At 48.8% G+C, this 13,969-nt stretch carries 10 protein-coding genes and 1 tRNA gene; 7 read left to right on the top strand and 4 right to left on the bottom strand.

Annotated features, from left to right (window positions below):
• Window positions 1-51 precede the first annotated feature (51 nt).
• Window positions 52-129, top strand: a tRNA-Ile gene (locus ACO0K4_RS18620).
• 8 nt (window positions 130-137) lie between these two features.
• Window positions 138-1,580, top strand: coding sequence for a DEAD/DEAH box helicase (locus ACO0K4_RS18615; RefSeq protein WP_422958177.1), 1,443 nt, complete (start codon window positions 138-140; stop codon window positions 1,578-1,580).
• A 54-nt stretch (window positions 1,581-1,634) separates the two neighbouring features.
• Here the strand turns inward: ACO0K4_RS18615 and gluQRS are convergent, their stop codons facing one another.
• Together gluQRS and ACO0K4_RS18605 are read right to left on the bottom strand one after the other, a co-directional pair.
• On the bottom strand, window positions 1,635-2,564 hold the full coding sequence (gluQRS, locus tag ACO0K4_RS18610; RefSeq protein ID WP_422958176.1) for a tRNA glutamyl-Q(34) synthetase GluQRS: 930 nt from the start codon (window positions 2,562-2,564) through the stop codon (window positions 1,635-1,637).
• Entirely contained in the window at window positions 2,561-3,484 is a 924-nt protein-coding gene (locus tag ACO0K4_RS18605; RefSeq protein WP_422958175.1) for a LysR family transcriptional regulator, read from the bottom strand. Before ACO0K4_RS18605 ends, gluQRS begins: the two co-directional genes overlap by 4 nt.
• Before the next feature lie 118 nt (window positions 3,485-3,602).
• Between ACO0K4_RS18605 and ACO0K4_RS18600 the strand changes: the two genes are divergently transcribed.
• Both ACO0K4_RS18600 and ACO0K4_RS18595 read left to right on the top strand, forming a co-directional pair.
• Window positions 3,603-4,304, top strand: coding sequence for a pirin family protein (locus tag ACO0K4_RS18600; RefSeq protein ID WP_422958174.1), 702 nt, complete (start codon window positions 3,603-3,605; stop codon window positions 4,302-4,304).
• 56 nt (window positions 4,305-4,360) lie between these two features.
• On the top strand, window positions 4,361-4,930 hold the full coding sequence (locus ACO0K4_RS18595) for a flavodoxin family protein (protein ID WP_422958236.1): 570 nt from the start codon (window positions 4,361-4,363) through the stop codon (window positions 4,928-4,930).
• Between the two features lie 233 nt (window positions 4,931-5,163).
• Here ACO0K4_RS18595 and ACO0K4_RS18590 read toward each other — a convergent pair whose 3' ends face one another.
• Window positions 5,164-6,552 carry a YfcC family protein gene (locus tag ACO0K4_RS18590; RefSeq protein WP_422958173.1) on the bottom strand — a complete coding sequence of 463 codons (1,389 nt, stop codon included), beginning with the start codon at window positions 6,550-6,552 and terminating at the stop codon, window positions 5,164-5,166.
• Between the two features lie 114 nt (window positions 6,553-6,666).
• Window positions 6,667-7,785 (bottom strand): succinylglutamate desuccinylase/aspartoacylase family protein, encoded by a 1,119-nt coding sequence (locus tag ACO0K4_RS18585; protein WP_422958172.1) that lies wholly within the window; start codon window positions 7,783-7,785, stop codon window positions 6,667-6,669.
• A 382-nt stretch (window positions 7,786-8,167) separates the two neighbouring features.
• On the opposite strand from ACO0K4_RS18585, the gene ACO0K4_RS18580 reads away from it, so the two are divergent.
• From ACO0K4_RS18580 to ACO0K4_RS18570, 3 genes are all read left to right on the top strand, one after another.
• Complete coding sequence (locus ACO0K4_RS18580) at window positions 8,168-9,151, top strand: MurR/RpiR family transcriptional regulator (protein ID WP_422958171.1); 984 nt, start codon at window positions 8,168-8,170, stop codon at window positions 9,149-9,151.
• Window positions 9,152-9,288: 137 nt separating this feature from the next.
• Complete coding sequence (locus ACO0K4_RS18575; protein ID WP_422958170.1) at window positions 9,289-12,012, top strand: TonB-dependent receptor; 2,724 nt, start codon at window positions 9,289-9,291, stop codon at window positions 12,010-12,012.
• Window positions 12,013-12,105: 93 nt separating this feature from the next.
• Entirely contained in the window at window positions 12,106-13,365 is a 1,260-nt protein-coding gene (locus tag ACO0K4_RS18570) for a cyanophycinase (protein WP_422958169.1), read from the top strand.
• Window positions 13,366-13,969 lie beyond the last annotated feature (604 nt).

The following is a 13,969-nucleotide window of genomic DNA, read 5'->3' as shown; positions in this document are numbered from 1 at the left end:
CTGATGAGTTTATCTCGTCAGATTAAAGCAGCTTAGCTTGCAGAAAGAATTGGGCCTCTAGCTCATGTTGGTTAGAGCAGCGGACTCATAATCCGTTGGTACCGTGTTCGACTCACGGGAGGCCCACCATCCCTACCATGACTGATACTAAGTCTCAAGATCTACCTCCCTCAGACCTGCGTTTCGCTGATTTTGGACTATGTCCAGAAATTCTGCGTGCACTGACTGATCAGGGTTATATTCATCCTACGCCGATTCAGGCTCAGGCCATTCCTGTCGTATTGCAAGGTCGCGATGTGATGGGGGCTGCGCAGACGGGTACTGGCAAGACGGCTGGTTTTTCATTGCCGATTATTCAGTTGCTGATGGCGCATGCGAGTAGCAGTGCATCACCTGCTCGACATCCGGTGCGAGCTTTGATTTTGACGCCAACTCGTGAGCTGGCGGATCAGGTCGCAGAAAATGTTCAGGCGTATTCTCGTCACACACCATTGCGTTCTACGGTGGTGTTTGGTGGTATGGATATGGCGCCTCAGACCGCTGCTTTGCGCTCCGGTGTCGAGATTGTGATTGCAACACCAGGTCGTTTGCTGGATCACATTCAGCAAAAAACGATTAATTTATCGCAGACTCAGATCCTGATTATGGATGAGGCTGATCGTATGCTGGACATGGGCTTTTTGCCCGATCTGCAACGTATCATCAACTTATTGCCTAAGCAGCGCCAGAACCTGATGTTCTCCGCTACGTTTTCTCCTGAAATCAAAAAACTGGCAGCGAGTTTTCTGACCAATCCGGTCACTATCGAAGTTGCCCGCAGTAATGCGACCTCAGACAATGTGACTCAGATTCTGTACAAAGTCGCAGAGGAAGAGAAGCGAGATGCTGTCTCCTTCATTATCCGTGAGCGCGGTTTGAAGCAGGTCATCGTGTTCTCCAATACGAAAATTGGTGCTTCACGTCTGGCGGTCCATCTGGTCAAGCAAGGTGTTAAAGCATCGGCAATTCATGGCGATAAATCGCAAAATGAACGTATGGCGGCGCTCGAAGCATTCAAGCGTGGTGAAGTTGAAGTACTGGTCGCGACCGATGTAGCCGCGCGCGGTCTCGACATTGCTGAATTGCCTTGTGTGATCAACTTCGATCTTCCCTACAATGCTGAGGACTATGTGCATCGTATCGGTCGTACCGGTCGTGCCGGTGCTACAGGTGATGCGATCTCTTTGCATACCGATAAAGATGAGCGCTTGCTGATCGATATTGAAAAACTGATCAAGCAAAAAATCGTCAAGTTGCAGCTCGCAGGTTTTGTGGCACAAACGCCAGTTCATGCCGAGCGGAAGCCACGTTCTTTTGATGCTGAAAAACCAGCGGCAAATACATTTGAACGGCCTGCACGCACGTTTAATCAGCCTAGGGAAAAAGTCGATCCGTGGTTTTTAAAACCTTACGAACCGAGCGCTTCGGCGATACCAGCTGCCTCAACATCGGCGGCGTCACTGCCAACGTCGACATCACCTGCATCGGCAGCGAAACCGCAAAAAAGAGCCGCCTTGCTCGGTGGATTTTCTAAATCCTGATAGGTTGATTGCAGATACGTATTGCAAGATATCGGTAGAGATTCAATAGCTTTTCTAGCTGGTAGCCACATTGGCATGTTGTTCCAATCGTCGCTGCCAGGCCAGAATGGCTTGCTGCCAGAATAACGCAATATCGGTATGTGCTCCTGACACCATGTCAGTCAATCCCAAAAAGCGCGCCGCAGGCAATAAAGCATTTGCAAGAATATCTTGTTCCGATCCGCTGACATCGATTGCCAGTGCTCCGGTTTGCTTCGACAGTTTCTCGCCACTGGCATTTGCCACTACAGGAATGTGCAGATAACGCGGATGCGGCAATCCCAGTATCTCTTGCAGATAAATTTGTCGCGCGGTCGAATCCAGTAAATCCGCACCTCGCACCACATCAGTTACTCCCTGTGCTGCATCATCAACAACGACAGCGAGTTGATAAGCCCAAAATCCATCGGCGCGTTTTAAAACGAAATCGCCTACCTCACTCTTCAGGTCTTGGCTCAGTTGTCCTAGCCAGCGGTCGTGGAAATTAATCTTGCTGCGTATTCCAGTTGGTACTTTAAGCCGCCACGAGCGTGCTTGCCTGTCTGTCGCGAGGCCAGTCCGGCAGGTACCCGGATACACGGCAAGCAATGATGTATGGTTATTCAGTCGTGAATCGGCAATCTCTTTACGCGAGCAGCCGCAGGGATACACTGCGTCACCTAATTGCTGAAGAGCCGTCTCGTATAGCGATGTTCGCTGGCTTTGCCATTCGACAGAGCCATTCCATTGCAGTTGGCAGCGTTGCAGTGTGTCAATGATTGATTGCCCGGCGCCTTTGACATTGCGGTCAAAGTCGAGGTCTTCGATTCTTAACAGCCATTGTCCGTGATGAACTTTGGCATCCAGATAACTCGCCATTGCCGCTACCAATGATCCCATATGCAGAGGCCCGGTTGGTGAGGGGGCGAAACGACCGATATAGCCGGGGCAATTAGTCAGCATCATGCAACGCTTCCTAACAGGATGCGCTGCACCACTGGATCGGCGAGCCTTTGCAAAAACCAATGTAGGGCCTTGCCTTTATTGTTGCTGCGCCAAGCGATCCGGTTATTGCCTGACAGTCGGTTTTCTTCCAGAGTTTTTTCTATGAGCGCACCGGATTGTAAATACGGTTGAGCTAATGCGCGCGGCAGGTTACCGCAACCAAGCCCGGCAATCTGTGCCAATAGCTTGGCGTGCAAGGAGGGCACAGTCAGCGTATCTTGTCCGGTCAGGATGCCTGCCGTAATCGACGGTAATTGCCGGCCGGTATCGCCGACCACAATAGCCCGATAATTTTGTATCACGCTCGCTGTCAGAGGTTCCGTTGATTGCGCCAGAGGATGTCTGGCGGCGACCGCAAAAACCCAATCGATGTTACCCATCAGACGCGTCTGGTAGTCGCCATGCATGCGCAGAGTATCAGGGCCATCATAGGCGGCACCGATCGCCAGGTCGGCACGACCGTCTAATAGCGTCTCCCAGACGCCTGACAATACTTCTTCTGAAATACGTAGCCTTGTACCGCAATTCTGCTGCTCAAATTCCTGTATCAAGGGGAGCAGATTCTCAAACTGGATAATGCCGTCGACGACGATCCTTAGCTCGGATTCCCAGCCGGTCGCAGTACGTTTGACTCTTTGCTCCAGTTCCCCGGCGGCTTGCAATAAATGCCTCCCTTGCGTCAGCAGCTCCTGCCCTGCGATAGTGAGTTTGGCTCTGTGGCCACGCCGGTCATACAGCAAGACATCGAGATCTTCTTCCAGCTTACGAATGCTGTAGGTAATCGCGGACGGTACCTTGTCGAGCGCACTCGCGGCAGCCGCGAAACTACCCTTGCGATCAATCGCATCAAGGATTTGCAGGGCTTCCAGCGTTATATTCATCACAACACAATTCTTATACAAAAAAACTGAACAAGAGATAGAAAAAACTACCCTGTTACTAGCGACAGTCCACCTATATATTGAACGACATCATATCAATTATTTGAATAAGAACACAATGCTGACACTTCATCAGTCTGATCAACGTGGTTATGCCGAGCATGGCTGGCTACAATCTTTCCATAGTTTTTCGTTTGCGGATTATTACGATCCGGCACATATGGGCTTTGGTCCCTTGCGTGTGATTAACGATGACCGGATTGCCGCAGGAATGGGCTTCGGCATGCACGGACATAAGGATATGGAAATTATCACTTATGTACTCGAAGGTGCGATTGCACACAAAGATAGCATGGGTAACGGAAGCACGATTTATCCGGGGAATGTCCAGTATATGAGTGCAGGCACGGGTGTACGCCATTCGGAATTTAATCCTTCGCCGGTCCAGCCCACACATCTGCTACAGATCTGGATACAGCCCGATCGCCTCAATGCCGCACCGGCATATCAGGAAAAGAATTTTAGCCGCGACGAGAAGCTTGGACGTTTACGTTTGGTTGCTTCATCCGATGGACTTGATGGTTCCATTCCGATTCGTCAGGATGCCCGTTTATACATCGGCTTATTTGACGGAGAACAGGCTGCCAGTCTGTCTTTGCAGCCGGATCGCCTGACCTACGTCCATCTGGCTCGTGGCATGTTGACAGTGAATGGACAAACGCTGTCAGCAGGCGATGCAGTGAAGTTACAGCAAGAAGAGTTGTTGGTGCTGACAGCAGGTCGGCAAGCGGAAGTGCTGGTATTTGACTTGCCCCACTAAACGGCAGGTCTGGCGTAGTAAGGAAATCAAAACATCTTATCGATAAAGGAAGCATGATGAAAAAAGTAGCGATTGTGTACCACTCCGGTTATGGACATACTAAAAAAGCAGCAGAAGCTGTACACGCCGGTGCGGCAGCGGCGGGGGCTGCCGCAGAATTGATCGCCATAGATGCCGAAGGCAATATCACTGAGGCAAACTGGGCAAGTCTGGCTGCGGCCGATGCGATCATTTTTGGTTCGCCTACTTACATGGGCACCGTATCCTGGCAATTTAAAAAATTCGCTGATGCATCGTCTAAGCCTTGGTACTCCCAGGTCTGGAAAGATAAAATCGCGGCCGCTTTCACCAATTCGGCAACCATGAATGGCGACAAGCTTTCGACCTTGCATTATCTGTTTACGCTGTCGCAGCAGCATTCGATGATCTGGGTAGGGACAGGTCTGATGCCAGCCAATAGCAAAGCCGCCCAGCGCAACGATATCAATTATGTCGGTAGTTTTTCGGGTTTGATGACGCAATCACCATCCGACTCATCGCCGGAAGAGGGGCCTTTGCCTGGCGATCTTGAGACTGCCAAATTGTTTGGTAAGCGGGTTGCCGAGACCGCTGCAAAATTTGCGTAAGGGCGTTTAGCCTGCTTGCCTGACACAAGCGTTGCCGTAGAAAAGAAGGAAAAAAACCTGCTCGTCACTGAGCAGGTTTTTTTATTTGAATCAAGTACTTTTAATATACTAGGTAGGTGTATTTATTGAATGCCTATATAAAACATGCGGATCAAGTCATTTCTTTAAAAGATGAAGGGGAGTATATCAATTTATCTTATGTAATCCAGAATGTAATGCTATCAATTTGTCCGCTACCAGTTCATCAGACACGGTGGTATCAGCAGCAGCAGGGCGAGTACAAGATACATAAGTTGCAGCGGAATCATCCATTTCGCCCAGGTGGCCCACGGAATCCGTGCCAGCGCCAGTACGCCAACCGTGATGCCCGAGGTCGGGATCATTGGTGTCGTAAATTCGCCAAACTGAAATGCCAAAATGGCGGTCTGGCGCGATACGCCGACCAGATCTGCCAGCGGCGCCATGATCGGCATCGTCAATGCTGCCTGACCGCTACCGGAATGAATAAAAAAGTTGATTACGGACTGAATGACAAACATTTTTTGCGCAGCGATGATGGGGCTGGCCGACTGCACCAGCGGCATTAGTCCATGCAGCATGGTATCGATGATGTTGGCATCACGTGCCAGTATCATCGTGCCGCGCGCTAAGGCGATCACCAGCGCTGTCGTGACCAGATCTTTGGCGCCTTGTAAAAAAGCATCGACAAATTCATCCGTGCCGAGCCTGCCGACCACGCCGACCACAATTGCCATGACCAGAAATAAGGCTGCAATTTCATTGATAAACCACTCGTATTTCACTACCCCGAACACCATAACAATCAAGGCCGTTGCAAATAGAAATAGAACCAGTTTATGCACCGTCGTCATCCCGGTGAAATTATCGAATTCATCGTGTTTCAGGTTTTGACGTTTTTCCTGATCGAGTGCGAAGGTCGGGCTTTTTTCCGGCGTACGCTTAATACGGGCGGCGTACCACATTAAAAAAGCGATCGTTACGCTAGTCGCGATCAGCCAGACAATCACTCGATATTGCAAGCCTGAGAATACCGGTACGCCGGCAATGCCCTGCGCAATCCCGACGTTGAACGGATTTAAAAACGCAGCCGCAAATCCGACTTGTGATCCGATAAACGGGATGGAGACGCCAACGATTGAGTCGTAGCCCAGCGCCAGCGCCAGCGGTACAAAGATCATGATAAAAGGAATCGCTTCTTCGCTCATGCCAAACGTCGCACCGCCGAGTGAAAATAGGGTCACAAATACCGGAATGATCATGGCACGGATCACCGCAGAGTCGGTATGCGCCTTGGCTACTGACTTGATCATGGAATCAATCGCTTCGGTTTTTTGCAGTACTGCAAAAGCACCTCCGACGATCAACACAAAGCCGATGATTAATGCGGCCTCCACGAAGCCTTTGATCGGTGCCATCATCAAAGCGACAAAGCCTTGCGGATTGCTGGCGACGTAATGGAAGGTCGCCGGATCAATCAATGCCTTGCCATTGACCAGATGCGTATCATATTTGCCACCGGGTACCAGCCAGGTGGATAGGGCAATCAATGCCAGTAAGGAAAATAGCAATACAAAGGTATTGGGCAGTCTAAAATTTTTCATAAGGTATCCATCAGGTTTGAGGACGGTAGAGCGACTAATGATTTCATGGTGCTGACTGGTGTCCTGAATGGCAATCACGAAGCGGAACAGCCAGGCATCGTGACCGGACTATCGTTACATGGATAAGAGCTTGCCGGTACGGAACGGAACTTTGCCTGCGATCTTGGCGATTGCCATGCCACGCTGTACATAACGGTAGGCAGTTCTTGCAAAAATTTTTCCGCTAATTTTTGCAATCAGCTGCGTTGTTTTTCCAGTGAGCGGATCAATCAGTTCGCCAATCGAATCACCCTCAGTCACAATGTCACCGGGACGCTTAGAAAATACCAGCATGCCCGCATGCGGTGCTGCGATTGGTAATACCGCTTCCAGCGGGGTTGGCTCAAAAAAAGCTTTTGGCAGATTGGATATCGCGATATCCACATGCCCCTTGTAGGCCAGGTAGGCAATCAGGGCATCGGCATCCTGTTCGGCCAACTCATGTGCAACATCAGTTTCACCGCGCAACTCCACCGTGACCGGGACGCATGCCAGCGGGATAGGAAATTGCTGGGCGAAATGTTCAGACAACTCCCACCACAGACGGCCGCATGTTTCATCAAAAGGATCGTCGCCGGATTCTGTCGCCAGTAGCATGGCTTCTGCACCCAGATAACGTGCTAATGGTGTGACCTCATCCACCAGCGGTGTCCCCGTATACAGATGCATGACAGCCTGATTATCGCAATGCAGGTCCAGAACAATGTCCGCATCGAATGCCATGGTTTGCAAAATCTTTCGCAGGGATTCTGTTTCGGTGATGGGATCCCATTGCTCTAGCAGGACGCGGGCTTGCTGACGAATAATTTTGACGTTAATCAGCGGTGCGGTACCTAACAAATCAGGCAAGATTGCCTTGAGAGCGGGTACCAGATTACGATAGCCGCGATTGAAGTTGATACCGGAAGCCAGATCAAACCTGCCGAACGGCTCCCCTTGCATTGACTGATCAAGGCCAATCGGATTTGCTACCGGCACCAGAATGACTTCGCCGCGGATCTTGCCGTTACTTTCTAAGGTCTCTAATTGCGCACGCAGATGGTGGGCGACCAGCATGCCCGGGATTTCATCCGCATGCAATGAGGCCTGTATATAGGTTTTTGGGCCGCTTTTCGTGCTGCCAAAATGGTAGCTGACGAGATGTCGCTGTGAGCCAATACTTCGTGATTGAAGCAAGTGCGTCTTGATTTCCATAAGCTGTCGCCTTATTCGGGTTGTTATCTGACTCTGTCTGAGCCTTACTGTGGTTCATTTCTCAAAGCTGTTCATACCGGATCCTATTCCAGAATCCTCTCTGGCACTGATGCGTATAAATGCATTGGACACGCTTGTCACGCCGTACACGCAGATCAAAAGAAAAATACCGGATGTGCAGCGTTTTCATTTATTTATCTGAAAACATTATGACGTATTTTTTACACAAAAAGAAGTTATGCAAATAAATTTACAAAATTTGTTGAGTTTGTTCAAAATCAGAGATACAGTTCAAGAACACAAAAAAGCGTCAGTTAAATTTATTTAGCCAATTTTATATTTGTGTGATGTAGTGATCGTTTTATCCAATTGAGTGAACTTCATGGCCAAGTTGAATACCCTGCAAATGAATATGACCGAAGCGGCAACGCCAGAGCTGGCCTTCGCCCAATCTTCATTGGGTAAGAAGTTAATCGAGAATTTAACCAAGGGCTCGGCATCGTACCAAAGCATTGCCGATTACCTGCTGCGTAACCAGGTACGTGTAACGGCCTTAGGCATCGAGGACCTGGCGCAGAGTTGTCAGGTGTCGACAGCAACCATTAGCCGCTTTGCGCGTGATATCGGTTTTGCTAATTATGCGGCGATGCGTAATGAAGTGGCTGAAACCTTGCAGAGTGTATTTCAGCCGGTCGAAAAACTGCGTAATACGATAGAGCGCCGCTCGCAGGAAACGACACCGGCGATTACCAGTCTCGAATATGCATTGGCAAATACAGATGCAACCAAACAAAACCTGTCTATCGATGTACTGAACCAGGTCGTCACTAAACTGGCGAAGGCACGCACAGTCTATGTCATGGGTTTTGGTCTGAGTGCACACCTCGCGGGGATGCTGGCTTTACACCTGCAACCGTTTTGTTCGCATGTCGTTGAAGTTGTTGGCTATGGCGGCACAGAGGTCGCGGCCGGACATCTTGCGAGTATTTCTGATAAAGATGTATTGATTCTGATTTCTTTTCCGCGCTATGCGAATGATGCAATCAAGCTCGCTCATTTCGCCCGTGATCACGGTACATGCATTGTGTCGATGACCGATTCAACCGCATCGCCGCTGGCGGCGTTGGGGGATTATTTGTTGCTGGCACCGAGCACACATCCGGTTTTGCCTAGTAGTTCTATTGCCGCGATTGCATTGATTGAGGCTTTAGTTAGTAGTTTGATGGTGTCCAATAGAAAGAATGTAGAAAAAGCGATGAAACTCACCGAGGCTTTATCGGCTTATCTACATGGATTCGAGGCGACTTCCAAAGGCGGGAGCAGGGAGTTGCTGACTCAAAGAAGGAAAAAATCAGCACTTGATTAACGGCTGAACTAAACCTCTGGCCGGAAATAAAAATGACCTCTTGCAGGTCAGGGGCGAACTTTTGCCTAAAACTTTTAGCAGTACCTTTGGGACGTGTGTTTTTTGATTAAGACAGTATCAATTAGGAGGTGGTAAAAATGAAGAAGAATGGTAAAAAGATTCAAACCAGACCGACCACGATCGCTTTGTCGGTCCGTTACGCAATGGGTTTGACAGCGGCATTGGGTTTTATCAGCCCGGCAGCATTTGCTCAGGCGGATGCAGAGGCTGCGAAGGTACAAAGAATTGAGATCACAGGCTCATCGATTAAGAGAATTGATGCAGAGACAGCACTTCCGATTCAGATACTGACACGTGCAGAAATCGATAAGAGCGGTGTGACTACTGCCGCCGAGTTGCTGAGCAAAGTCTCAGCCAGTGCAGCTGCGCTGACAGACGGAGCCAGTTTTAGTGATAACGGCGGAACGCAGCGTGGTTTTAATGGCGCCAATTTGCGCGGTATCGGCGTATCGTCGACATTAATTTTGTTGAATGGCCGTCGCCTGGCAAATTTCGCCTCTCCGGGTAATTCTTCCGGTGTCGATTTGAATTCGATTCCAGCCGCGGCGATTGCCAGAGTCGAAGTATTGAAGGATGGTGCGTCGGCAATTTATGGAACCGATGCGATTGGCGGTGTGATTAACTTTATCACCCGTCCGGATTATCAGGGAGTAGAAATTTCTGCTTATACCGGTAGCGCTCAACATGGTGGCGCAGGTAAAAATATTCTGACTTTATCTGGCGGTATCGGTGACATTGCGACGGATCGTTATAACGTGATGGGCGTCGTGAATCTGCAAAATACTCAGAGCCTGCGCTCTACTCAGCGAAGCTGGATCGGCTCTGCGTATCAGCCGGATATTAATCTGGATGTAAGTAGTTCCAATACCTATCCAGCGAACGTGCGTCGTACCAAGACGAGCGGTAGTCCTACAGGATCGCGCTTGAATCCCAGCGCACCTAATTGTAATCCGCCTGCAACCGTATTTGCACCCGACAGCTTTGTCGGAGACAAGGCCTGCTTATATGACTACATGCACGACACAGAGATTTTTCCTGAATCTAAACGCTTATCTCTGCTGACCCGTGGTCAATTTGCTGTCAGTGATGAGATGACCCTGTTTGCGGAGTTATTGCATAGCCAGACGAATACGACTTATCGCATCAGCCCTCTGACGGTCAGCAATCTGAACTATCCGTTGCCAAGCGCGGGCGGTATTTATTATCCGACTAGCCTGATTACGACGAACCAGACACCGCTACGTGTAGGCTTCCGTTTGACTAAGGCAGGTCCCCGCACTAATGAAGTTGAGGCCGTAGCGCAACGTCTTGTGTTAGGTGCAAAAGGCACGGTTGCTGGCTGGGATTACGATTCGGCATTCAACCATAGCGTCAGTACAGTTGATGATAAATATATCGATGGCTATGTCAAAACTTCTTTATTTGACGCTGCATTTACTAGTGGCAAAATCAATCCGTTCGGTCCTTCCGGCGCCGATGGTCAGGCTTTGCTAAAGGCAGCAAAAATCAGCGATGCAGCACGTCACTCACGAGGTACTACGGATTCCCTGGATGCGAAGGCGTCGCGTGAGTTGTTTGCGATGGCAGGCGGTAATGCCGCAATTGCGATCGGTGCTGAATATCGCCGCGAAAAACTTGACTTCACTCCATCCGCTTTGCTAGCCAGTGGCGAGATCCGAGGTGATGGTGCCGCAGTGGGATATGGCGGTGACCGCAACGTCAAGGCAGCTTATGTGGAATTCAATTTTCCTGTTTTAAAAAATGTCGAGACGCAAGTCGCTTTACGTCATGACCGCTACAACGATGTAGGTGGTACGACAAATCCTAAATTCGGTGTGCGTTGGAATCCGAGTAAAGAGATTGTTGTGCGTGGTTCTTACGGCACCGGCTTCCGTGCGCCGACTTTAACGGATCTGAACGAACCTGTCCGTACCGGTCAGACCAGCGGTGTGTATAACGATCCGCTGGGTTGTATCAAAACAGGTGCTATTGATAATACGAAAAACCCTGACTACTGCGGTATTCAGCCAGATCTGACCAAAGGCGGTACCTCTGATTTGAAGCCGGAAACATCAAAGCAATATTCTTTTGGTTTCGTGTATGAACCAAGCCGTAGTCTGACGACATCGATCGATTACTGGCGTATTCAAAAATCGGATACCTTGCTTGCTAATGAAGGTGCGTATTTCAGTGATCCGGTCAATAACAAATCCTATGTGGTACGTGCGGCAGCAGACCCAAGTTTGCCAGGCATTCCAGGTGCTATTATTTCCGTTGATGGACGTACACATAATATCGGTACTTTGGATACGTCCGGTGTGGATGTCAACGTGAACTGGCGCTTACCTGCAAATGACATTGGCAAGTTCTCGGCGTCACTAAGCGGCACCTATGTATTTGACTATAAAACCAAGACGACAAATGCCAGTCCTGAAGTGAATGGGGTCGGCGTTTTTACCGATACACAGGTAGTGCAGCGCTGGCGTCATACCTTAAGCTTTGATTTTGACCGTGGTCCGTGGGGCGCAAGTTTGCAGCAGACCTACTACCAGGGTTATCAGGATCAGAATCCGAATCCTGATGGTTCGCTGCGTCGCGTTGAGGCCTATTCGTTATGGGATTTTAGCGGCAGCTACAAGATGAATAAGTCGACTAGTTTCCGCGTTGGTGTCAAGAACTTGCTGGATACTAATCCACCGCGTTCGAATCAGGTATATAGCTTCCTTGCCGGGTATGATCCTAGCTATACCGATCCACGTGGCCGCTTCGTCTACGCCTCAGTGAATTACGCATTTAAATAAAATTGTTTGATATGAAGCGGGGCGACATGTGACTTGTGTCGCCCCGTTTTTTTCTCAGTTTGATGTAGCCAGAAAATCGGTGGGATGATTGAAATGAAAAAAATCTTTGCACAGCAATGGATGTATTTGATTCAGATGGGGCTATGCGTCAGTGTATTAACCTACTTTATGGAGGCAGTACAGGCAGCAGAGCCGGTGTTGCCGGAGAATGCGGGTACGCTGGTCATCATCGGTGGTGCCTTGCGGACAGACAACGCGCCGGTATGGGAAAAAATTGTGCAATTAGCAGGAGGGAAAAACACAAAAATTGCGGTGATTCCTGCTGGTGCCGCAAGCCCTGAAAATACAGGCGCTTCGCTTGCCGCTAAGCTGAACTTATATGGTGCAGATGCGTTTGTGGTGCCTTTATCGGTAAAGTGGAAAAATCAGGATGTCCGTCGTGTTGCTAATGACGCGCAGATAGCGTCGCAGATACGTGCCGCTGGCGGAGTGTATTTTTCCGGCGGTGATCAGAGCAAAATCACACAGGCGCTGTTTAATGCTGACGGCAGTCAGACCGAAGTACTCAAAGCCATCTGGAATGTCTACCAAAAAGGCGGAGTGATTGCAGGCTCCAGCGCGGGCGCCGCTATTATGAGCAGTACCATGTTTTATCAACCGAAATCGGTGCTATCCGTTTTGCAGCAAGGTGTTACGGAAGGCAAGGAAATAGGCCCGGGTTTGGGTTTTATCGGCGATAAAATCTTTATAGACCAGCATTTAATAATACGCGGACGGTTTGCGCGCATGATTCCGGCGATGCAGGCAAAAAATTATCAGATTGGTCTGGGTATTGATGAAAATACAGCGATGGTGATCCGTAATCGTAATGACATAGAAATTATCGGATATAAGGGCGCGCTACTAATTGATTTGACAGATATGACGTCAGACAACAAAATGAAGGCTTTTAACGCAAGTAATGTTAAGATAAGTTATCTGGATAGCGGGGATCGATACAGGATTGACTCTAAAACCTTGATACCATCGAAAGATAAACTGCATGGTGCAATTGATCCATTAAATCCTTATAATGCCGCCAAGAAATTTTATCCCGATATTTTAGCGAATACCGTGGTGGTCGATTTGATGCAGGATTTAATCGATAGTAAGCACGAGCAAGCCAGAGGTATCGCATTTGGTGATCCTGACGGCGAGAATGCGGATCAGGGCTTTGAGTTTGTATTTAGCAAGGTACCCGAGAGCAAAGGATATTACTCAGGGTCGACTGGCGTAGAAGCTTACACAGTGATGAATATCCGCCTGGATATCAGACCGCTGGTGATGCAGCTGCCTATGTATCGCTATAAATGAGTAAATCTTTTTTGCGGACGTGGTATTCTTGCGAAGAACTTGATGGCTACTCATTAAAATTTATGTAATGAAACTACAAATTCATTGTAAATTTTAATTGAAAGAGTATCAATTAATAGTATTTTTAATGATGCTTGTATTTTTTATGTAATTTTGTTACATTTTTGGATGTGGAATAGTCAGATTTTTCCTCGTAAGTTCCCCGGATAATTTAGCTTGCTCTATATCAGCCCCGACTACAGAGGGCCGAGCATGTAATTTTGACGTAAGGCACTTGCTAATTTCAAAAAAATGAAGGATCCTCTTCAATCTTTTGCTTGATTGAAGTACAGAATCGCAAAATCAGCACCAGACTAGTTCTCGTGCGGGTTTTAAGATAATTCGTGACGTTGTCTTACCCTCGATATTGCTGCGGTTTTACGCTAATCAAGGGTGAGTAGCAGATTTTTGTAAATAGTGGTCGTAAATGGAGGAGACGTAGGTATGGATTTTTCAAATCGCCAGCAAGAGCCGGGCAAGAAGTTGCTAGGGATAGGGCTGGTCGTTGCATTTCACGTCGTACTCGTGTACGCCCTGATCAACGGATTAGGGGTCAAAGTAGTCG

Source organism: Undibacterium sp. RuTC16W (genome assembly GCF_049339445.1).
GTDB lineage: Bacteria > Pseudomonadota > Gammaproteobacteria > Burkholderiales > Burkholderiaceae_D > Undibacterium.
The sequence above is the reverse complement of the archived record's forward strand: the minus strand, read 5'-3'. Positions and strand labels throughout refer to the sequence as shown.